The sequence below is a fragment of the Enterococcus sp. AZ128 genome, assembly GCF_051714485.1.
Taxonomy (GTDB): Bacteria; Bacillota; Bacilli; order Lactobacillales; family Enterococcaceae; genus Enterococcus_A.
The window spans coordinates 168,768-189,631 of the sequence record NZ_JBIORZ010000003.1 but is presented as its reverse complement, the minus strand read 5'-3'; the positions used below and the strand labels follow the sequence as shown (position 1 = coordinate 189,631).

Sequence of the window (20,864 nt, the reverse complement as noted above, 5' to 3'; positions counted from 1 at the left end):
TTTCATAAATCTATTATAAAAGAAAAGACTGTAGACAGCATCCATAAAGTGGACTTTGTCTACAGTCTGAGTTCCTGAGAATTCACTTCTCAGGAACTTTTTTTGTTCTATACGCGATCGTAATCTTCTAGGCGGATTTCTTCCAATTCCTCTTCTTTGAAGCCAAGATCTTTGTCTAAGATTTTTTCAACAGCTCTGATTAAGGAAGCTGCGTCTAATCCGTATTTTTTCAAAAGATAAGGTTTTGATGCGCCGTGGGTCCATTCGTCATTGATGCCTACTTTAATTAATTGTTTATGGAGTTGATGCTCTAGCATGACTTCTCCAACTGCGGTACCTAAACCACCGATAGTCACATGGTTTTCCATTGTAACGACTCCGTGTTTTACTTTTTCAATCGATTCTACTACGAGTGGATCTGTAAAAGGCTTAAGTGTCGTAATATGGACATGCTGTACAGAAACGCCTTGTTTTTCGAGCCATTGAGTTGCGCGCATCGCTTCTTCAGTACAGATACTGCTGGAGAATAAGGCAACATCATTCCCTTCAGAAATGACACGACCTTTATTAAACTCAGTCGGTTTGTCTGGAGAGAACAGGCGCGGCATCTGTCCACGAAGCATTCTAACATAGATGGGCCCATTCACTTCTTTACAGATATTCAAGGCAGATTCGACGTCTGTTGCATCGCCGCAATCAAAAATGGTCATATTCGGGATAGTCCGTAAAATACCTACATCTTCGATTGATTGGTGGGTAACGCCGCCAGGAGTGGTGATACCAGGTACGAAACCTAAAAGTGAAACTGGCAGGTTAGGGTAGGCGATCGACATTTCTAATTGATCTAACGGTCTGCGATAAAGGAAAACCGCAAAAGTGTGTAAAAATGGTCGAAACCCTTCTCGAGCTAACCCCGCTGCCCAGCTTAACATATTCTGTTCGGCGATCCCCATGGATAAATATTTTTCAGGGAAAACCTTTGGAAACTCTTTTACCTCGCATGAAGTGCCCAGATCAGCTGATAAAACTAAAACATCCTCATTTTCCTGAGCGAACTTGATCATATTTTTTGAATGAACATCCGATTCAATTTTCATAATAAAACTCCTTTCTAGTTTCGATTACATTTCATTGTAAAATTTAGTATATTTATCGAATTCTTCTCCATGTTTTAGACGAACGAAATGCAAAATGGGTCTTCTTTCGTTTAAGTACGGGATACCTTGAGTTGGATCGGTATAGCAGAGAATAACTAGAGGCTTGTTCTTTTCCCCTTGTTTAGCAGCTTCTTCAATCGCTTGAATATCGTGGCCATCCACAGATACTGCTTTTGCGCCAAAAGCAGTGAAGCGATCTTCTAAAGGTTCAATGTTCATGACTTTCTTAGTTTCTCCTTCAACTTGCTGTCCATTGATATCAACTAGTAGAACCAAGTTATCTAATTTATAAAAAGCAGCCGCTTGGAGAGCTTCCCATAATTGCCCCTCTTCCATCTCACCGTCGGACATCATAACAAACACACGACCTTCTTCTCCACGAAGTTTTCGTGCATGGGCTGTTCCGCCAGCAACGCTGATCGCCTGATCTAAAGTTCCGGCAGCGTTTTCAAAACCGGGTGTGTGATTTGCGCCGATCATTTCCATTGAATAGCCATCACGATTGAACATTTCTAAAGCTTCTTCATCTAAGCGGTTTGCCTCAATCAAGGCAGCGTAAACAGGTGCTGCGTAATGTGCGGGTGAGATAAAGAATCGGTCATAAGGTGCTTTTAGTGATCCGTGGTATTCTGCTCCTTGGATGTAATCCATATTATCCTTTGAAGGGGTTCCCGGGAATTTTTCAGGTAGCCGGGGAGCGTTACTTTCGCTCAAGTTTAATACACGTAAGTACAGAGTGGCGAAAAGTTCTGCAGAAGAACATGCCTGCGATAAGTAGCAGCCGTTTCTTTCGAGAGTCAACTTTAGTACATGTTTACGAATATTTTTGGCAGCTTTTTCTACATCAGCAATCGTATAATTATTTTCCATGATAAAACTCCTTTTTTCATTTTATTGTTTTTATTTTTTCCTTTCAGAAAAATAAATCTGATTTAAAGCGATAGATCATCCGATAAATCTTTTTCAATTAATGCTCTGTTTCTCATTTCGAAGATACTGCGAAAAACTGGATGAGTATCCTTTTAATAATTATTTTTGCCCATAATTATTTTGATAAAAATCATATACCTCTGAAGTATAGGAGGACTCTAATGGTTTAATTGCCGGATTTAATGTTCTGGCGTAGTAGACACTTTGAGCGGTTTCTTCAAGAATGACAGCATTCTTTAGTGAAGTTGTAGCAGATTTTCCAACTGTGAAAACGCCGTGGTTTTTTAGCAAGATCGCAGGGCAATTCGTTTCTTGATAGCAACGTACGATTTCAGCACCAATGGCTTTTTCGCCAACCGCCGCAATTTCAGATAGAGGGATTTCTTTGCCAAAGACAGCGGCGGAAGTTGTTGTATAGATGGGCAGCGGCTCTCCTGCGATTGAAAAAGCAGTGGCATAAGGAGAGTGGGTGTGCGTGATACCCAAAACTTCAGGGCAATGATTGTATACATATAGATGGGATTCAGTGTCGACGGAAGGGGATAGTTCACCTTCGATGACATTGCCGGCTAAATCTACAACGATCATGTTGTCTGGTGTTAAGTCATCAAAATGAATACCGCTGGGTTTGATGACCACATATTCTGTTTCTGGATCTTTTGCACTGACATTTCCGCTTGTCCATAAAACCAATCCATTTTTAGGAAGCGCTTTATTCTCTTTGCAGACCGTTTCTTTCAGTTGTTCAAGCATAGCGTTACCTCCAATATTGTTTTTTACATTATTTCATTGTAAAGAACAAATGTCAAGGATAGGTGTAAGGCTTTTAAAACACCTTGTGTATTTATAGTAGATAAAAGCTAGTTGTAATCGTTTCCAATAAAAGTATTGACAGAACGAAAAACCCATGCGATACTTTTCATAAGTTCTAACAAGTGAAAATAAGTTCAATAAAAGGAGGAATTATTATGGAGTTGTTACAAAATATCTTAAGTTCATTTGGTGCAGCGGTTGTTGTACCAGTGATGTTGTTCATCGTGGCATTATTTTTAAAGGTCAAACCTAAAAAAGCCTTTCAATCTGCTTTGAATGCTGGGATTGGATTAACAGGATTTAATTTGATCGTTAATTCATTTGTCCCAATCGTTACCCCCGTTATCAATAATATGGTTGAGCAAACAGGCGTGAAGCTGCCGGTGTTTGACACTGGTTGGCAAGCGACTTCGGTTATTGCTTACTCTACTCAAGTAGGTGTGATCTTCTTAGTAGTAGGTTTGGTATTGCAAGTGGCATTATTCTTAGTAAAATGGACCGATGTATTTATGCCAAGTGATATGTGGAACAACTACTCTTTCATGGTTTGGGGCTCAATGATTTATTTGATTACCAAGAACATGGCTTTGGCGATGGCCTGTATGATTGTTCAGAATCTGTATGTCATGCTGTTTGGGGAAGTGATTGCAAAACGCTGGGCGAACTATTACAATCTGCCGGGAACGACTTTAACCGCGCCGCATCATGTGACTTCGGTACCCTATGCGATCGCGATGAATTGGATCTTAGACAAATTAGGTGCTGGGAAAATCAATTGGGATCCAGCGACATTGAAAAAGAAATTAGGCTTCTTAGGAGAACCGGTTACTTTAGGGCTATTTCTTGGATTGCTGATTGGGATCATGGGTAATCTGAATACATTGAATACTTTAGATGGTTGGGGCAGTGTCTTCACCATGGGATTAGCGGTATCTGCAGTTATGGCCGTCTTCCCTCGAGTGGCAAGTATCTTTGCATCAGCGTTTATTAGCTTGACAAATGCTAGTAAGAAGACAGCTAAAGGAAGCGGTAAAAACCGTGAATGGATGTTATCGGTGAACGATGCGGTTGGTTACGGAGAACCAGCTACTTTGATGACAGGACTGATTTTGATTCCGATCATGGTCTTGCTGGCAATGGTCTTACCAGGAAATGAAACTTTACCGTTAGTTGATTTGATTGCTTTACCGTATATGGTGGAAATGATCATTTGTATTTCGAAAGGAAATATTTTCAAGGGCGTTATTTCAGGGATTATTTGGTTTACAATTGGTTTATACGTATGTACTTTGACGGCACCTTACTTTACTGAAGTAGCCGCACAAGTGGGTGTAAACATTCCAGAGGGTGCGATGATGATCACAAGTTTCGGGATTTTATATAACCCGGTAATGGCCTTAATCTTCTTAGCCTTCTTATCTGGGAATTTCTTATGGATGGGCATCGTAGTTGTTCTTTACTTCGCGATGTATATTTTATTCAAGAAGAACAAACAAGCTGTTTGGAGCTTCTTGGAAGGTGAAAAAACGGACACTCCCAAAGAAAAGGTGGTCGCATGAAGGCGCTAGTTAAAACTGAACCTGGTTACAACAAAATGGAATTATTAGAGCTTGAGAAACCTGTCCCTGAAAATCAGGAGGTATTAGTCAAGGTAATTTACACAGGTATTTGCGGAACTGATATTCACGGGTTTAAAGGAGAATATGACCGATTGAAGACGCCATTAGTATTAGGTCACGAATTTTCAGGCGTGGTTGAGGCAGTTGGAGATAAGGTAACAAAGGTTCGGAAAGGTGATTTTGTCACTAGTGAAACGACCTTTGCTACTTGTGGTGAGTGTGAATCCTGTCAAAATAAAGAATACAATCTTTGCTTGAATCGAAAAGGATTAGGCAGTCAAGTGAACGGCAGTTTTGCTGAATATGTCTTGACTAGAGAAGAAAGTATTCATATTCTAGATGGAAAAATCAGTTTATTGGCCGCTTCGATTACCGAACCGATTGCTTGCGGTGTTCATGCAAGTATGGAAAAGGTTCAAGTTAGAAAAAATGATGTAGCGGTGATTGTCGGACCTGGCCCGATTGGGTTATGCTTGAGCCAAGTACTGAAAAGTGTCGAAGCTAAAGTGATTGTCATCGGCATCACACAAGATGCAGATCGCTTAAAAACAGCCGAGGAATTAGGTGCGGATCGCGTGATTGATTCACTGAAAGAAGATGCTGCCGCGATTATCAAAGAATTTACGAATGGCAAAGGTGCGGATTACTGCTTTGAATGTTCAGGAGCTGCTCCTGCGATCAAAGGGATTTTTGATTACTTGAAGCAAAAAGGGACTTTGGTGCAAATGGGTGTGTTTGCTAAAAGTTTAAATGAATTAGATATGAACTCAATTGTTCAAAGGGAGATGAATGTGATTGGTTCCCGGTCACAAAAACCTTCTACCTGGCATTTGACATTAGATTTGATGAAACAAGGCAAGATCGATGCAGAACGGTTAATCACCAAAATCTATCCATTAGATAAATGGGAAGAAGCGATTGAACAAGTGATGGCTGGGAATGAAATTAAGGTCGTTTTGCAGCCGAACAAACAATAAGGTGAGGATAGCGATGGAAGAAAAGAATCTCGTTGAAAGAAATTGTATTTTACTTGATCAAGATATTCACTCATTTGAAGAAGTGATTCAATTGATCGGCGCTGAGTTTGAAAAGGCGCAGATTGTAAAGCCGACATACGTAGAAGCGGTGATCGCCAGAGAAAAAGTTTTTCCGACAGGTTTAGCGGCCGATGGACACAATATTGCAATCCCTCACACAGATCCCGAACACGTTTTACGTCCGGGGATGGGCGTTGTTGTCACGAAAGAGCCGATTGAAGTTTCAATGATGGGGAGTCCGGATATCAAATTACAAAGCAATATCTTTTTCCCGTTAGCAATGGAGCATCCGAAGAAGCAACTGGCTTTGTTGCGGCAATTAATGAGTGTCTTCAAAACAAAAGAAGACTTGGATTCGATTCGTTCAGCTAAGACACCAGAGGAAGTTTTAGCTGTAACAAGCAAAATTAAATTTTAAAAAGACACACTTCGTGAAAGCGTTATACTATAATAGATAGAAGAAACTACGGTAACATGAATGAAAAAAGATTACCCAAATAGGAGGTTCAGAGATGAGCGAGATTAAAGTTTTATCGGTCTGCGGATCAGGTACGGTTAGTTCAGCCATGGTGGGTGAGCGCATCGTAGAATTATTAGAGGAACATGGCTATGAAGTTGAAATACAAGAAGTGAATCCTGGGATGGTCAAAGGAGCGGTTTCTAACGGAGATATTGATTTGATTGCGTTTACTAGCCCGATTGATCCAGCGGATGCTGAAGGAATCCCGCAAATCAATTCTGTCGGTTTATTAACGGGCCTTGATGAAGAAACATTTTTAGATGCTGCTCTAGAAGCGTTAAAGGAAATGGGAAAATAATCTTGAAAAAGGCTGGATTGCTTGTCCAGTCTTTTTTTGAAAGGAAAATCTGATGATTTTAGTAGCATTAGACCTTGATGGAACGGCGTTAGATTCTACTGGAAAGCTGACAGAGAAGGTGGCAAAGGCGATTCGTCAAAGAGCTGAAAGCGGGAGATATCGCATTGCTTTTTGTTCGGGAAGGCCGATGTCAGGCGTTCGGACCCATGCGGAGGCAGTAGGGATAGCAGAAGAATATCATGTAATTGCGAATGGTGCAGTCGTGCAAAATGGTTGTGATCAAAAGTTAGTCGAAGAGTTGCTTGATTATCATGATTATTTAGAAGTGGCAACTTATTGCGAGCAAAATGATTTGACCTGTATTGCCGTTAGTGATCAGCAGGTGACTACGGTATTTCCAACAATTAATCTTGAAACATTAGAATTTTGCTTTTTAACGAACAATCAAATAAAAGTTTGTCCCATGAATGCGCCTGATTCCCATGAGAAATATTCTAAATTGATTATTTGTGACAAGCCCGATATAATTAAACAGAACAAAAGTGAGATAGAACAACACTTTTCACGGCAATATTCCTGTGTTCAGGGCTACCCGACCATGGTTGAATTTGCAAAAAAAGATGTCAGTAAAGGCAATGGGTTAGTTGAATTAGCCAGCTATTACGGCCTTTCGGATCAAGATGTTTTTGTGGTCGGCGACAATGGCAATGATCTTTCTTCTTTTGAAAAATTCCCTCATTCGATCGCGATGGGGAATGCAACAGATGAATTAAAAAAGATAGCTAAATGGCATTGTCCGACAAACGATGAAGATGGTGTAATAAAGGCGTTGGAAATTATCGATACTTTTATTACGTAACAATAAACAGTGAGACTCAGACTAATTCTACACAGGAGGAAAAAATGGCGAATGATATTTCAACGTTATTAAAAGTAGCGGAAATGTACTATTTAGATAGGATGAATCAAAACGATATTGCGAAAATAATTGGGGTATCGCGTCCATCCATTTCCAGAATGTTAGAAGAAGCTAGAGAAAAGCAGATCGTTAAAATATCGATCGAAGCTCCTTTTGAGCGCAACAATGCTTTGATGATCCAATTGAAGGAGAAGTTCGATCTATTGGAAGTCATTGTTGTTAAAGGTTTGGGCGAGTATGAGTATAATTTAGACAATGTAGGAAAGGCTTCAGCGGATTATATCAGCGGAGCTTTAGCAAACGATAAACTCTTGGGGATCTCTTGGGGAAGGACAGTCGAGAAAATGGTGAAGAATTTTCCTGATTGTGACGTGAAGAATGTCCATGTGGTCCAACTGACCGGTAGCCTAGGGCCGAATCGAACGGTGATGGATGGGAATGAATTGGTCTTTCGTTTAGCGCAAAAATTAAATGGACGACATGAATTTTTTAATGCGCCTGCATTTGTAAACTCACGGAAGTTACAAGAAGAGTTACTGGCGCAGCCGCAAATCGATTTGAATATTTCGCTGGGCCGAAAGATTGATGTAGCTTTCAGCGGGATCGGAAATATTGAAACGACTCGCAATACGTTGGTATCTTCAGGGATTTTAGATAATCGAGATTTGAATGATTTAGTAGCGGAGGGTGCTGTTGGTACGATGATTGGCCGCGCGTTTGATATTACTGGGAAAGAGATTCAATATCGTAATCAATTTCCGATTTCCAGCGGCTTAGATTCTTTACGACTAGCCCCAATCAGTATCGGAGCTGTTTGCTCGAAGAAAAGAGCGACCGCGACTTTGGGAGCAATCAATGGCAAGCTGATCAATGTCTTGATTTGTGATGAAGAAGTCGGGTACGAATTGTTAAATAGTTAATTAGTAAAAGAAAAATCACGGCGTCGATCAATTAAAGATCGCTGCCATGATTTTTCTTTTTAGTTGATTTCGATTTCTCCAGTCTCGTTGTGCAAGGTAGTAACGCTATCAGAGTTATTTGTCTGAGTATCTTTGTAGACTGCACCGCCGGTTTGTGTTTGGGTCACTTTTTCTGGAGTTGATTTTGCTTTGATCTCACCGATTTCTGTTTTTGCCTGAATCTTGCTAGGGAGATTATTTGCTGTAATTTTTCCTGCCTGAAGGTCGACCTTGATCTTTTTCCCAGAAACGTGGTCAAGCGTTACATTGCCAGCTTCTGATTGAACGTTGATGCTCAAGTGATTATTCTTAGGTACTTTGACATACAGAATGTCTGGATCAGATAGTCGAATCCCCGCTTTTGGTGCAGGGATATTGATGGATAATTTCTTTCCATCCTTCTTCAGTAACCGTCCTTTATAACCGTTCATCGAAGCGGTGATTTTATTCCCATCGGTTTCTTGAACAACAACATTATGAGCGTCTGACGTAATCGTTAGTTGCTGATAGTTCTCCACGTTAACACTACTTGTGTTTTTAATTTCACTGGCATAACCAGCCATACTTCCACCAAAAATCATTCCCATTATTGCTAATCCGATAAATTTTTTATTTTTTTTCATTTTAAAAAGCTCCTTTTTTTAAGTGATTTTCTTTGATAAAACATCCACTGATACTAATTGTTAATAAAACAAATCCGATGATGAGGAATTGCAAGGTGTTCGTTGTTTGAACCCCCGTAAAATCGAATGAACCTAAGTTGTTGATTGGACCGAAGTAGAGCAAAGCGATGAATAGGCCTTCAAACGGTTTGCGGTTGCCTGTAAGCGTGCCTAGCATCATAGCTAGAGAAGCGATGAAGAAAAGTCCAACGAGCCAAGCGCCAAAGTGGGGCCAAGCGCCTGCTAAGGCGAAACGAATCAGAATACCGCCAGAAGTTAAGCCGAGGATTAATAAACCTGCGATTAAGCTAACGATCCATTTGAATTGCCAAGGGCAGCTGACGGTGATTAATTCGGTCAGATTGAAATACTTTTCACGACAACCCATCTGAGATAGAATTCCTATTGGTAATAATAAAATTAATGTTCCCCATTTCAAACCTGGTCCAATAACGATGAATCCGTTCAAGACGATCGCTGTTAATAGGAGAAGGTACCACCATCTTTTTTGCCCCATCAGCATGATTTTTATTTCACCTTTCACCATCAAGAATACATTCAAGAAACGATTCTTTTTGATCGGTGACAGCTTCAAGCTATTGGAGGGTGTGTATACAACTTTTTTACGGTTAAATGCAATTTTACTTGCTGTTTTCTCTTTTTCTTTAAAGCGGTTAAAGACTACGATTGAAACAAACAGCAAGATCAAGGCTGCCAAAATCCATAAGAGACGACTGATCAAAAAGGCGGAGTCAAAATGGAAACCTTGCCATTCAAAGGTAGTGATGGCTGCTTTTTGTGGATAATAACCAAAGCTGCCTCCTGCTGGTAAACCAGGATAAATGGCTCTGGCGCCGATCGACATTTGATTCAATAAGTAGCCTAAGCCGAATAAGTCAAAGCTGCTTCCAGGCGCCGCAACAGAAACAGTTGCTAGGCCGATCCATACAATGAACATCAAGCCGTTGCCGAATGTATTTCTTAATCCCGGCATTATATCGAAGAACACCGTTAACGCTGCTAGAAGAATCAAATGTGGGAGAGTCACGACGACTAGCGGCAACAGGTACGCTCCGATTTGAATTGATAGGTCTTCGTGGCGAATCAATTGCATCAGCATCATCGCAAAGGTGAACAATAGATCGGCTACGAACAACACTGAAAAATTAGCGCTAAATTTACCAAAGAGATAACTGCTTTTGCTGACGGGTGCCGCAGCGATTACTTGTCCGATATTCAATCGTCGATCCTCCGAGATTTGACTGCGTAATAAGTAGAAACCGGGCAGCCATAGTAAAATCACTGGCAACATCGCTGCAATGGTACCTAACCAATGAGCATTATAGATTCCGCGGACACCACCAAGATAGAAGATCTCATACCCGCCATCAAGTGCTGGGACACAAAGGAAGGCTAGGAAGACACTGACCATCATTACAATTAAAAAACTGTAACTGCGCGTCTGTTTGATCAAATTGTGCTTGATTAGATAACCAGTTGATTTCATTAATTTTGCCCCTCCTTGGTGGCGAATAGGTATGCATCTTCTAATGATGGTTCAACTAAGCGGGCATTCAGTCGCGGTTGTTCTGCTGAAAGAACTCGGACGTGAATGCCGTCACTTCGCTGCATCGAATTGCTGACGATGTATTCTTGTTGCAATGCTTCCAGTTCACTGCCCTCGATCACAGCATTCCAAACTTTGCCTTGAGCTGCGGTGATGAGCCGTTCTGGTGAATCGGCGGCGATCAATTTTCCTTGTTTCATGATGACTAGGTTTGGTGCGATCGATTCAATGTCGCTGACGATGTGAGTAGAAAGAATGATCGTTCGATCGGTTGCAAGTGAAGCAAGCAGATTCCGAAACCGAATTCGTTCATCTGGGTCTAAACCAACAGTTGGTTCATCAACGATCAATATTTTTGGATCATTCAATAATGCTTGTGCGATTCCCACGCGTTGCTTCATCCCGCCGGAAAATCCGCCTAAATGTCGTTTGCCGGCAGAGGTAAGATTCAAAATATCCAACAAGTCATTGATTCTTTTTTTCGCCGATTTCATGGATAAGCCTTTCATCGCTGCCATGTATTCTAAAAACTCTGAGGCGCTCATATTTGGATAAACACCGAAGTTCTGTGGCAAATAACCTAAAACTCGTCGCATTTCGTTAGGCTGTTTCACGATGTCGCTGCCGTTAAAACTAACAGTCCCCTTTGTCGGTGTGTCAACGGTCGAAAGAATTCGCATCAACGTGGATTTTCCTGCTCCATTCGGTCCCAGAAGTCCGGTCACACCTTTCGGAAAGTCGATGGTCAAATCATTGACCGCGGTCTTATTTTTGTATTGTTTGGTTAAATTTTTAATCTGTAGCATTGGTTGTTTCCCCCTCGTGTTTTTCTATAGTGCTATCATAACGAGCCAAAACCACAACTAAGTAACAGGAAAACCACAAGTAAGCAATCTTTGAACTTTCGTTGTTAGCCAAGGTTTTCTATGGTACACTCGCGTTGTCTTAGTTAAAAGGAGTGTTTTTTGGTTGAATAATGAAAAAATTTTATTAGTTGATGATGAAAAAGGTTTGTTAGAGTTATTGAAGATTACCTTGCAAAAGGAACATTATACGATTATTGATTGTGCTTCGACGGCGATGGAAGGCTTAGAGAAGATCAAACAGGAAGGTTATGATTTGCTGGTTTTAGATGTAAACTTGCCAGATTTTTCTGGCTTCGACCTGTGTCAAGAAGTTCGGCGACATACGCTGGCACCAATCATTTTTTTAACTGCTAGAGATAGTACGTTTGATAAATTGTCTGGATTAGCGATCGGCGGGGATGATTATATTACGAAGCCGTTTGAACCATTAGAAGTGATTGCGCGGGTGAAAGCACTGCTGCGCAGACAAGGCTATTCAATCAAAGCAGCAGAGCCGGCGGAAGCTCCGAAAGCGGCTACGTATGATTACGGTCGTTTCGTTCTGAACACCGAAGACGGGACGCTGCTGGTGGACGGGAAACCGGTGGAGTGTACAGCGAAAGAATACGATTTGTTAGTCTTTTTCTGTAAAAATCCGAACCGTGTGTTCGCAGCCTCGCAATTGTATGAAGCTGTTTGGGATAGCCTGGGAATTGGCGATGACAAAGCAGTGACGATGCAGATCTCGCGGTTGCGTAAGAAAATCGGAGATGATGGTGCAAAGACGCAGCTGATACAAAATCTCCGAGGAATTGGTTATAAATTTGTGCCGCCGGTTAAGGGGGCGTGAAGTTGAAATTAAGATTACGTTTCATTCTGTTCTTTATCGGAAACCTATTGGCTTTTATCTTCTTTACGGGAATATTCGTGGGCGTATTCATGGAATTCGTTACACCCTTCCTTTTCAAAAGTGAACAGGCGGCTTATTTTGCGAATATCACAGGAATTCTTCTGCCATTTATTTTTGGCGGGATCATTTTTGGTTTGTACTTTGTTAATCCTTTGGTAACGATGCTGTCTCTGATCAAAGAATTGTCTGAGGGAGAGTATAGCTTAGCGAATATGAATCAGATTCTGTATAAACAGAACGGTAAGTTGAAATTGCGCTATTCGCTTTATCGAGAATTGATTACCGATATTTATGAACTGGCGCGCCAACAAGCAGCAGCGGAAAAAGAGCGAGAAAAACTGGAAGAGGCAAAAACGAATTGGATCTCCGGCGTTTCTCACGATTTGAAAACCCCGCTATCTTATATCACGGGGTATTCCGCATTATTACTGGATGAGCAAAAGGAATGGTCTGCAAACGAACAGCAGCAGTTTTTAACGACGATTCATACTAAAAGCGAGCTGATCAATGAGTTGATCGGTGATTTGAATTTGTCTTTTAAATTAGAAGCCTTAAGCGAAAATTACCCGATCAATAAAAAAAGTTTCGACCTGATTGCCTTTGCTCGTGGGATTTTATTGGACTTGGTAAATGATCATCAAACAGAAGGCTATGAATTTAGTTTTCAAAGTGATTGTGAGCAGCTAATGTATGAAGCGGATCAGAAGCTGCTATTTAGAGCAGTCCAAAATGTGGTAGGCAATGCACTCGCTCATAATCCTAAAGGGACCGCAATCGAAATTTCGATACAATCGCAGGAACAGGAAGTTGAGATCATGATCAAGGATGATGGTGTTGGGATGGATGAGGCAACGCTGGAGAAACTTTTCGAACGGTACCAGCGTCCGGAGGAGACCGAAACGAATGCCAGCGGCGGACTAGGTTTATCGGTGGTCAAAAGTATCGTAGAAGCTCACGGAGGGCGCGCAACGGTAAAAAGTGAACTATTAAAGGGGAGCATCTTTACTTTTCATTTACCATTTTAATAATACACATACTTCCAAATTATTAAAATGCAGGGAATAGAAATATAAGTTAGACTTTAAACTATTAAGGGCTAGAAAATCTGAAGAAGCAGATTTTCTAGCCCTTTTTTATAGTAGTGAAATCAATTTGTTAAATAAAAGCTTTACAACTGATAGTCGTGCTTGCTGGATTTATTAATGATCGTGATATCACCTTTGTCATAGCGGTGTCTTGTTTGAGAATATTCAAAGGGTCTGTCATTTTCTAAATAAACAGTTTGTTCGATTTCTAATACGGGATCATCTGATTGACAATGAAGGTACTCAATATCATATTGATCAGGCTTGTCCGCTTTGATTCTGCGATGAGACTGCCCAAAATTTAAATGCAGGCTTTCCTGAATATAGTGGTAGATAGAATGTTTTAAGATTTCTTCAGTGATACCTGGAATCAGCAACACCGGCATGACTGTGTACTCAATCGCTAAAGGTTCGCCATCGAGCATGCGGAGACGGATGATATCGTAGATGGGATCATTTTTATTAATTTTCAATTTCTCTTGATCTTTTTCGCTGGGAAAGGTCACGCCAAATGAAATAATTTTACTATCGAGAGTGCCTAAATGTCCCAGTTTTTTTGTCATCCCGCCATAAATGTTCGCATCATAGTCATAAACAGACTCGGGTCCTTTAACAAAGGAACCGGAGCCTTGTTTGCCTTCGATTAATCCTTCGATTTGCAATAATTTCAATGATTTTTGGATTGTTACCCGACTTGTATTATAGATTCGGGCTAATTCAGCTTGGTTTGGCAGTCTGGATTCTTTGGAATAAACGCCATCAAATATTTTCTTACGTAAATCAACTGCGATGTCTTGATAAAATGCCATTTTCTTCTCCTTAAAAAGATAAAAGTATGAGTTGAAAAGATTGAGGTTTACAACTTCTGTGTAAAAAGAAGTTTGAGTTTACAAATTATAGATACTATATTAGATTGGCAATGTAATCGATTGCAAAAGTTGTTTTGGTCACTCTGTTTTATAAAACTAAAAATAAGTTGTAAGAAGAGTATATCATATTTGAAAACTACAAAGAGAAGGAACGTTATCAACGAGGAGGAGTATTATGGAAAATGGTTTTATGGGAAAACTTACGGAGATCCTTGGAAATTTTGCGACGAAAATAAATTCACTTCGCTATATTATGGTTATCAAAAATGCCTTTGCTTCATTGATTCCTGTCATCATTACCGGAGCGTTTGGGACCTTATTCTCAGCGATGATATTTGATAATGAAAATGGTTTGGCAAGGATTAAAGCATTAGGGTTTTTGGCAGAATTGAAACCGATATCATCTGCTGTGAGTTATGTTACATTAAGTTTTCTAACGATATATGCAGTTTTTCTTATCGGAATCGAATTGGCTAAATTGAACAATGTGAAGGGGATATTTCCGGGAATCATCGCGGTAATGAGTTACTTATCCGTAAATCCCTTTGTATATGAATTTGTAAACGCGGATGATCTTAATGTTGTTGCGGAGAATGTTCTAGCGAAACAATACACGGATACCAAGGGGCTTTTTTTGGGAATGTTTGTCGCGATTGCTTCGATCGAGCTTTATTGCTGGCTAGGCCGTCAAGAACGCCTCAAACTAAAAATGCCGGATACTGTTCCTGCGAATGTATCAGAAAGTTTTTCTGCGTTGTTTCCTACGATATTAACGGTATCGATAATTGCGACAGCAGGATTTGCAATAAAGGCTGCTACAGGGATGTATGCGTATGACATTATTTACAATATTATTCAACGACCATTGGAAGGCATTGTCAAGGGTTACCGGGTATCCTATTGTTGATGCTTATAGCTCAAGTATTTTGGGTGATCGGCATCCATGGAAATCAGATGGTAAAGCCCGTGCGTGAGCCATTATTATTGGCAGCTATTGCAGTCAATACGGAAGCTTTTGAAGCAGGGAAAGAAATTCCTAATATCATCACGATGCCTTTTTGGGATATGTATATGAGCATGGGGGGGTCGGGAGTAACCATTGGCCTTTTGATTGCGATCTTTCTCGTGGGAAAACGGGATGATATGCGAGAAATCACCAAGCTGTCCTTTGCTCCAGGGCTCTTTAATATCAACGAGCCAGTGATTTTTGGTATGCCGATCATGCTTAATCCGATTCTAGCCATTCCTTTTATTGTAACGCCCTTAATAACAGGGACGATCGGATATGTAGCAACATCATTGGGTTTTGCCGCTAAAGCGGTAGTAATGGTTCCTTGGCCGATGCCGCCGATCGTTAATGCATACCTTGCAACAGCAGGAGATATCGGAGCGGTCGTAACGCAAATTATTTGTATCATCGTATCGATTTTGATTTATTTACCATTTGTAAAAATATCAAACAAAGCGGCTATTGAAGCAGCTTAAGTATATAGGAGGACAACAATGATTATTTCTATTCCAAAAAATTTTGTAATAGGTGCAGCTTCTTCTGCTTGGCAAACAGAAGGCTGGAAAGGGAAAAAAGAAGGACAGGACTCCTTCATAGACAGCTGGTACAAAAATGAAAAATTTGTTTGGCATGAAGGCTACGGCCCTGGTGTTGCAACAAATTTTATGGAGAACTACGAACAGGATATTGATTTGATGAAAGAGATCCATTTAACTCATTATAGAACATCGATTAATTGGTCGCGTTTTTTTACGGATTATGAAAAATTAGTTGTAGATGAAGCATATGCGAGACATATTGATGAAGTTATTGATCGGCAGATCGAAGCTGGAGTGGAGCCGATGCTGTGTTTGGAGCATTATGAAGTTCCAAAGTATCTAATGGATAAGTATGATGGCTGGTCTTCTAAACAAGTCGTAGAGCTTTATGTCCAATACGCAGAGATTGCTTTTGATCGTTATGGCGACCGTGTCAAAAATTGGTTTACATTTAATGAACCCATCGTGGTGCAGACAAGGTGTTACTTGGATGCTGTCCGTTGGCCGCATGAGCAGAATACCAAAAAGTGGATGTTGTGGAATTATCATAAGGCATTGGCGACGGCTAGAGCGGTTGAACGCTATCATAAAAAGCAAAACGATGGGCGGATCGGTTGTATTTTGAATCCTGAAATGGTTTATCCCAGATCGAATTCTCCTGAAGATGTACACGCGGCCAAAATGTATGATCTATTCTTCAATCGAATCTTTTTCGATCCAATGATCAACGGGGAATATTCTGAAGAGCTAATTAATGTGTGTAAAAAGCATGAGATTTATTTTGAACCGACTGCTGAAGAGCTTGAGGTGATTAAACAAAATCCGGTCGATTTTTTAGGAATTAATCAATACTACCCAAAACGAGTACGAGCGCCGAGATGCAAATGGCAGGATCAAACGCCGTTTCATCCAGAAATGTATTATGAGCCTTTTGATCTTCCAGGTAAGCGAATGAACAACTCGCGTGGATGGGAAATCTATCCAGAAATTATGTACGATATGTCGATGTATCTTAAAAACAATTATCGTGCAATACCTTGGTTGATTACAGAGAATGGGATGGGACGCGAACAGGAGGAACGGTACAAAAATGAGGAAGGGATCGTCCAGGACGATTATCGCATTGACTTCATATCCCAGCACCTCTATCAGCTGCTGCGAGGAGTTGAAGAGGGTTCGACATGTGAAGGGTATATGCTGTGGGCCTTTACAGATTGCGTGTCACCAATGAACGCTTTTAAAAATCGATATGGATTAGTCCGCATCGAGTTGGATAAGAATCGAACGAGGTCGCTAAAAAAATCGGCTTATTGGTATCGGTCTTTAGTAGACGATCGAAAATTATCGATTGAGGATGTCGAAGAATTTAAATAAATCAAACACCCCTTTAAGTCATCATCAATTGACTTAAAGGGGTGTTTATTAAGTGGCTATTTACTTGTTTTCGTTGCTGGATCTAATTTTCGTTCAACGATACTTAAAATCCAGTCGGTCAAAATCGCCATTAAGGCAGTCGGTAAAGCACCGGCTAAGATCAAGGAAGTACCATCTGTCGCATTGGTTCCGCGGATGATGATATCTCCCAAACCACCGGCTCCAACGAAGGCCCCGATCGCAGTAATACCGATCGCAACAACTAACGCGTTTCGAATACCAGCCATAATGACTGAAACGGAAAGCGGCAGTTCGATCATATAGAGTCGTTGCCATGAGGTCATTCCCATCCCTTTTCCGACATCTAAAGCATTTTTGTCCACTTGACGCATCCCAGTATAAGTGTTTTTGATGATCGGCAATAAGGAGTATAGAAAGACGGTTAAGATTACCACGTTTACTCCTAGGCCTAAACCAATCATTAGGATTGAAATCATAGCTAGTGAAGGAATCGTTTGAATGACATTCGCGATTCGAATTACCCAATTGGCTAATTTATAATGTTTTGAAATGAAGATTCCAATTGGAATCCCAACGATTGCCGCGAACAACACTCCGTAGATCGAGATCAGGAAGTGCCGCACAAATTGATTGAAAACGTAGACACCGTTAGTTTGGAAGTAATCTATAAATTGTTGGAACGTATTCATGTGCTTCACTCCTTTTCAAAATAGTTGTGTTGTTTTAGGAAATCTTCTGCGATAACAGAGGGTTCGACCAAGTCATTATCGGCACGATAGTTCAATTTTTGCATTTCCTTAGTATTGATCGTTCCTTCTAACCGTTTTAAAGCTGTGCGAATCTTAGGGTTTTTCTTCAGGACCTCATCACTCGCAATCGCTGCCGCATCATAAGGCGGGAAGAAGTTTCGGTCGTCTTCCAGCATCACAAGATCGTAGCTGGCAATCCGGCCATCAGTTGAATACCCTAAAACGATATCCATTTTACCAGCTTCTACGGCATCATAAACGAGTCCAATCTGCATTGGCAATATCGAAGAAAATTCGAAGCCGTAAGTTTTTTTGAAACCATCATATCCATCACCTTCACGGGTGATCCATGCAGTATCAACACCGGCTTTCAGTTCGCCAGCGTGTTTCTTCAAATCGCTGACTTTTTTCAGATTGTATTTTTCAGCAGTATCTTTACGAACCAAGAAAACATAGGTGTTGTCAAAGCCGTATGAAGAAAACCAAGTTTGTTTGTAGCGTTTTTCGAATTCTGATTTAACGGTATTGAAGGCTTTTTTCGGATCTTTCTCCGCTGGCAAACCTAAAGTCGTTGTTAAGTCAGTTCCGGTATAACGGGCCGCTGAGATGGAGGCGTCGTGATTCATCATCGCTTGATGATTGATCGTCGTCGTTGCCAAGTTATTGATGATCGTGGTATCTAGATCAGTATAATGCTTGATCATTCCGGAAACTAAGTTGGCCAAAATCTGTGTCTCAGAGGTGATTCCACCAGTAATTCCAATGGTATTTTCATTGTCGTTAGATGCTAGACCAGGAAAAGAACAGCTGCTTAGAAATAGTAATGAAAGTCCGAGTAAAGCCCAAATTTTTATTTTCTTCATTCTTTACTCCTCCTTCCTTAGTGCTGCTGGAGTCAAATGATCTTCTAGGAACCCTAATAAGAGATCGACAATTAGCGCCATTAAGATAACTGGTACAGTCCCTGCGATAATCAAAGGGGGTTGGAAATTATTCAATCCACTGAAGATCAAGTCGCCTAAACCGCCGGCACCAATATAGGAAGCTAGCGTTGCCCAAGCGATTACATAAACAGCGGCTAAACGAATCCCCGCCATAATGGTTGGGATCGCGATGGGAAGCTCAACAGTAAAGATTGATTGTAAGTTGGTCATCCCCATGCCCTTAGCGACATCCCGGTAGTTTCGATCGACATTTTTCATCCCGATAAAGGTGTTGCGTAAAATCGGTAGTAGAGAATAAATGAACAGCGCGATAATCGCTGGGAATTTCCCCACACCGAAGAAGGGAATCATCAAGGCCAATAAAGCAAGTGAAGGGACAGTTTGCAATACACTAGCGACACCAATCACAAAGTTTGCGATCTTGGGCAGACGAGTCAGCAAGATACCTAAAGGAACTGCAACTAAAATACCAAGACCTAAAGCAATGGCAGAGATATACAAATGTTCAGCGCTCTTTGTCAGCATTTGGCCACCATATTCATTGATGAATGCTTGCATGATTACGCCTCCTCGCTTGTTATGTTTTCAGCCGCGTCTCCGAAGGTTTCCTCTTCGCCCCAAAGCACATCATAAATGATATCCACTAGAGAGACTCTCGTTAGGATACCAACAAGATGATTACCGTCATCAACAACTGGCACATATTTCACGCCGCGTTTTAAAATCCGTTGTAAACTATCTCGAACCAAGGCGGATTCTTTTACGTAGAAAACTTTCGGATTGATGATATCACCGACGCTTGTGGCTTTGCCGCGACGTCGTTCATGATCAATTGTTTCAACATCGACAAACCCTTTCAAGACATTATCTTCATCAACAATCAGCAATGTATCTACACGTTTTTCGCGCATCAAACGGATTGCATTCTGCAAACTTTTCTCTGGGGTGATCGAGACCGCGGTATGCATCATGATTTCACCAACCGTTGTAGTATCAGGTTTCGCTTGCAATAAACGGTCTTCGCCAAGAAGTTCTTCCACAAAATCAGTCGCCGGATGCTGCAGGATATTTTCTGGTGTATCAAATTGAAGCACCTTTCCATCATCCATAATCGCGATACGATTAGCTAATTTTAATGCTTCATCCATATCGTGAGTAACAAAAACGATAGTCTTGCCTAAGCGTTCTTGTAAATCCTTCACAAGATCTTGTAAAGAATCTCGTGTGATTGGGTCTAAGGCACCAAAGGGTTCATCCATCAAGATAACATCCTGATCAGCCGCCAGCGCACGAACAACCCCGATCCGTTGCTGTTGTCCACCTGATAATTCATGGGGATAACGATCCAGCATATCACGTGGCAGTTCAACTAAGTCGATCATTTTTTCAGCTGTTTTGTTTTGTTCCTCTTTGTCTACCTTTAGCAATCGTTGTACAAGAGTAATGTTATCGCGGATTGTCATATGCGGCATCAAGCCAATATTTTGAATGACGTAGCCGATTTGCCGGCGCAGCTCGACGGGATTTTTCTTTTGAATATCTTCGCCGTTGATTTTGATTGTTCCTTTAGTCGGCTCGATCATCCGATTGATCATTCGCATGGTCGTCGTTTTTCCGCTGCCGCTAGTACCAATCAAACAAATGAATTCCCCTTTATCAAAAGAGAGATTGATATCTTCAACGGCTACTTTGTTTCCATTGTATATTTTAGAAACGTGGTCAAATTCAATCATTTTTTTTGCACTCCTATTCCTATTTCGTATGTTCTGTGTTCAAATTTACTTACGATTCTGCCAATACGCTGAAGCGAAAAACAGCATCCGCTTTCTTTTCATGTTAAGAAATGAATTTTTCCTCAGAAAAATCAGTTCTTTTTCATTTCAGTCGTCATTTTCTTTTTTTCACACGCGAGATAGACTTATTTTGTAAACAAAATAAGTCTGTTGAGATTATCGAGAAAGAATGAAAATGGCTTCCAGAATGTATAAAATTTAACAGACTTATAATTTAAGTATGCTACAAGAAGGGATAAAAAAGC

Annotated in this window: 20 protein-coding genes and 1 pseudogene; 10 read left to right on the top strand and 11 right to left on the bottom strand. The window is 40.8% G+C overall.

Annotated elements, in window-relative coordinates:
- Positions 1 to 107: 107 nt before the first annotated feature.
- From IGI38_RS19680 to IGI38_RS19670, 3 genes are all read right to left on the bottom strand, one after another.
- On the bottom strand, positions 108 to 1,097 hold the full coding sequence (locus IGI38_RS19680; protein ID WP_438733577.1) for a transketolase family protein: 990 nt from the start codon (positions 1,095 to 1,097) through the stop codon (positions 108 to 110).
- A 24-nt stretch (positions 1,098 to 1,121) separates the two neighbouring features.
- The gene (locus IGI38_RS19675) at positions 1,122 to 2,027 is read right to left on the bottom strand and encodes a transketolase (protein WP_438733575.1); all 906 of its coding nucleotides are present in this window, start codon (positions 2,025 to 2,027) and stop codon (positions 1,122 to 1,124) included.
- A gap of 159 nt (positions 2,028 to 2,186) precedes the next feature.
- Positions 2,187 to 2,840, bottom strand: a complete 654-nt coding sequence (locus IGI38_RS19670) for an L-ribulose-5-phosphate 4-epimerase (RefSeq protein WP_438733573.1) — start codon at positions 2,838 to 2,840, stop codon at positions 2,187 to 2,189.
- A gap of 215 nt (positions 2,841 to 3,055) precedes the next feature.
- On the opposite strand from IGI38_RS19670, the gene IGI38_RS19665 reads away from it, so the two are divergent.
- From IGI38_RS19665 to IGI38_RS19640, 6 genes are all read left to right on the top strand, one after another.
- Complete coding sequence (locus IGI38_RS19665) at positions 3,056 to 4,459, top strand: PTS galactitol transporter subunit IIC (RefSeq protein ID WP_438733571.1); 1,404 nt, start codon at positions 3,056 to 3,058, stop codon at positions 4,457 to 4,459.
- Positions 4,456 to 5,496 carry a zinc-dependent alcohol dehydrogenase gene (locus tag IGI38_RS19660; protein ID WP_438733570.1) on the top strand — a complete coding sequence of 347 codons (1,041 nt, stop codon included), beginning with the start codon at positions 4,456 to 4,458 and terminating at the stop codon, positions 5,494 to 5,496. The genes IGI38_RS19665 and IGI38_RS19660 overlap by 4 nt, the downstream gene beginning before the upstream one ends.
- A 13-nt stretch (positions 5,497 to 5,509) precedes the next feature.
- Positions 5,510 to 5,974, top strand: a complete 465-nt coding sequence (locus IGI38_RS19655) for a PTS sugar transporter subunit IIA (protein WP_438733568.1) — start codon at positions 5,510 to 5,512, stop codon at positions 5,972 to 5,974.
- A 94-nt stretch (positions 5,975 to 6,068) separates the two neighbouring features.
- Positions 6,069 to 6,374: a PTS sugar transporter subunit IIB gene (locus IGI38_RS19650; RefSeq protein WP_438733566.1), complete on the top strand. Its 306-nt coding sequence runs from the start codon at positions 6,069 to 6,071 to the stop codon at positions 6,372 to 6,374.
- Between the two features lie 52 nt (positions 6,375 to 6,426).
- On the top strand, positions 6,427 to 7,233 hold the full coding sequence (locus IGI38_RS19645; protein ID WP_438733564.1) for a Cof-type HAD-IIB family hydrolase: 807 nt from the start codon (positions 6,427 to 6,429) through the stop codon (positions 7,231 to 7,233).
- A gap of 44 nt (positions 7,234 to 7,277) precedes the next feature.
- Positions 7,278 to 8,213 (top strand): sugar-binding transcriptional regulator, encoded by a 936-nt coding sequence (locus tag IGI38_RS19640; protein WP_438733563.1) that lies wholly within the window; start codon positions 7,278 to 7,280, stop codon positions 8,211 to 8,213.
- A 59-nt stretch (positions 8,214 to 8,272) separates the two neighbouring features.
- Here the strand turns inward: IGI38_RS19640 and IGI38_RS19635 are convergent, their stop codons facing one another.
- The 3 genes from IGI38_RS19635 to IGI38_RS19625 are packed head-to-tail and all read right to left on the bottom strand — an operon-like array spanning position 8,273 to position 11,287.
- The gene (locus tag IGI38_RS19635) at positions 8,273 to 8,875 is read right to left on the bottom strand and encodes a DUF4097 family beta strand repeat-containing protein (RefSeq protein WP_438733561.1); all 603 of its coding nucleotides are present in this window, start codon (positions 8,873 to 8,875) and stop codon (positions 8,273 to 8,275) included.
- Between the two features lies 1 nt (position 8,876).
- A complete protein-coding gene (locus IGI38_RS19630) occupies positions 8,877 to 10,421 on the bottom strand; it encodes a hypothetical protein (protein WP_438733559.1) in 1,545 nt (514 codons plus the stop codon).
- Positions 10,421 to 11,287, bottom strand: coding sequence for an ABC transporter ATP-binding protein (locus tag IGI38_RS19625; protein ID WP_438733557.1), 867 nt, complete (start codon positions 11,285 to 11,287; stop codon positions 10,421 to 10,423). Before IGI38_RS19625 ends, IGI38_RS19630 begins: the two co-directional genes overlap by 1 nt.
- 163 nt (positions 11,288 to 11,450) lie before the next feature.
- Between IGI38_RS19625 and IGI38_RS19620 the strand changes: the two genes are divergently transcribed.
- On the top strand, positions 11,451 to 12,176 hold the full coding sequence (locus IGI38_RS19620; RefSeq protein WP_438733556.1) for a response regulator transcription factor: 726 nt from the start codon (positions 11,451 to 11,453) through the stop codon (positions 12,174 to 12,176).
- Positions 12,177 to 12,178: 2 nt separating this feature from the next.
- Complete coding sequence (locus IGI38_RS19615) at positions 12,179 to 13,261, top strand: sensor histidine kinase (RefSeq protein ID WP_438733555.1); 1,083 nt, start codon at positions 12,179 to 12,181, stop codon at positions 13,259 to 13,261.
- 143 nt (positions 13,262 to 13,404) lie between these two features.
- Here IGI38_RS19615 and IGI38_RS19610 read toward each other — a convergent pair whose 3' ends face one another.
- Positions 13,405 to 14,130: a GntR family transcriptional regulator gene (locus IGI38_RS19610; protein WP_438733554.1), complete on the bottom strand. Its 726-nt coding sequence runs from the start codon at positions 14,128 to 14,130 to the stop codon at positions 13,405 to 13,407.
- 235 nt (positions 14,131 to 14,365) lie between these two features.
- Here IGI38_RS19610 and IGI38_RS19605 point away from each other — a divergent pair.
- Positions 14,366 to 15,675: pseudogene (locus tag IGI38_RS19605) on the top strand (PTS sugar transporter subunit IIC).
- Positions 15,676 to 15,693: 18 nt separating this feature from the next.
- Positions 15,694 to 17,112, top strand: a complete 1,419-nt coding sequence (locus tag IGI38_RS19600; protein ID WP_438733553.1) for a glycoside hydrolase family 1 protein — start codon at positions 15,694 to 15,696, stop codon at positions 17,110 to 17,112.
- A gap of 56 nt (positions 17,113 to 17,168) precedes the next feature.
- On the opposite strand, the gene IGI38_RS19595 is transcribed toward IGI38_RS19600, so the two are convergent.
- Genes IGI38_RS19595 through IGI38_RS19580 form a run of 4 tightly spaced genes read right to left on the bottom strand, consistent with a single transcriptional unit; the run spans position 17,169 to position 20,559 of the window.
- Positions 17,169 to 17,831 (bottom strand): ABC transporter permease, encoded by a 663-nt coding sequence (locus IGI38_RS19595; protein ID WP_438733552.1) that lies wholly within the window; start codon positions 17,829 to 17,831, stop codon positions 17,169 to 17,171.
- Positions 17,828 to 18,745, bottom strand: coding sequence for an osmoprotectant ABC transporter substrate-binding protein (locus IGI38_RS19590; RefSeq protein WP_438733551.1), 918 nt, complete (start codon positions 18,743 to 18,745; stop codon positions 17,828 to 17,830). The genes IGI38_RS19595 and IGI38_RS19590 overlap by 4 nt, the downstream gene beginning before the upstream one ends.
- A 3-nt stretch (positions 18,746 to 18,748) precedes the next feature.
- On the bottom strand, positions 18,749 to 19,384 hold the full coding sequence (locus IGI38_RS19585) for an ABC transporter permease (RefSeq protein WP_438733549.1): 636 nt from the start codon (positions 19,382 to 19,384) through the stop codon (positions 18,749 to 18,751).
- 2 nt (positions 19,385 to 19,386) lie between these two features.
- Complete coding sequence (locus IGI38_RS19580; RefSeq protein WP_438733548.1) at positions 19,387 to 20,559, bottom strand: betaine/proline/choline family ABC transporter ATP-binding protein; 1,173 nt, start codon at positions 20,557 to 20,559, stop codon at positions 19,387 to 19,389.
- Between the last annotated feature and the right edge of the window lie 305 nt (positions 20,560 to 20,864).